At 73.9% G+C, this 763-nt stretch carries 1 protein-coding gene; it reads right to left on the bottom strand.

Annotated features, from left to right (window positions below):
- Positions 1-549, bottom strand: a 549-nt coding sequence (locus ACFXA3_RS26710) for a VOC family protein (RefSeq protein ID WP_385190851.1), incomplete at its 3' end; no start/stop codon positions are given.
- Between the last annotated feature and the right edge of the window lie 214 nt (positions 550-763).

Here is a 763-nt window from a genome sequence, read left to right as displayed (position 1 = left end):
CCCACCCGTCTCTTCGACCCCAGCCCCGGCGCGCCCACCCCCCCCCGGCCCGGTTTCACCGCCCCCCCCCGCCCGGGGGGCGGGGCGCCCAACCCCGGCGGGCAGTCCGGCCTCCCGGCCGGCACGCCGCTGCACCAGGGTGTGCACGACGTCGCCGAATCCGGAGACGGTCGCGCTGACCGCGACGTCGTCCCCCTCGTGCTCCGCGGGCTCGGCCAGTGCCTGCGCGCCGTTGTCGACGGCCTGGCGGAACGCCCTGCGCACATCCCCCGTGCGCAGAGCGATGTTGGCGATGCCGTCACCGTGGGCGAGTACGTAGTCGGAGGCGGGGTGCCGTTCCACCGTGGCCTCCGTCAGGACGAGCCGCATCGTGCCCTGGCTCATCACCGCGGCCCGGAAGCCCTGCTCCGCGGAACCGCCGGACGCGACCTCCACGAAGCCGTAGGAGTCACGCCACAGAGCGACCTGCTCGTCCATGTCGCGGACGTACATCTCCACGTAGTCCAGCTCGAAGTCGTCGACGACCGTGTTGACCTGGGAAGACGTCATGGAAACTCCAGTTCTCTTGCGTGACGGGAAAGCATGTGCGAGAAGAAGAAAGGACAAAGGCACTCCCGAGGTCAGGTGTGCGCCCGCATGCGTGTGGCGGCGGCAGTGAGGTGGCGCCCGGGCGCGGACGCGCCCGCCCGGCAAGGCCGTGCGGGGGGGGGGGGGGCGGGCCCCCCCCCCCCCCCCCCCCCCCCCGCGCGGGGGGGGGGTGTCG

Source organism: Streptomyces sp. NPDC059456, from assembly GCF_042750055.1.
Classification (GTDB): Bacteria; Actinomycetota; Actinomycetes; order Streptomycetales; family Streptomycetaceae; genus Streptomyces.
The sequence above is the reverse complement of the archived record's forward strand: the minus strand, read 5'-3'. Positions and strand labels throughout refer to the sequence as shown.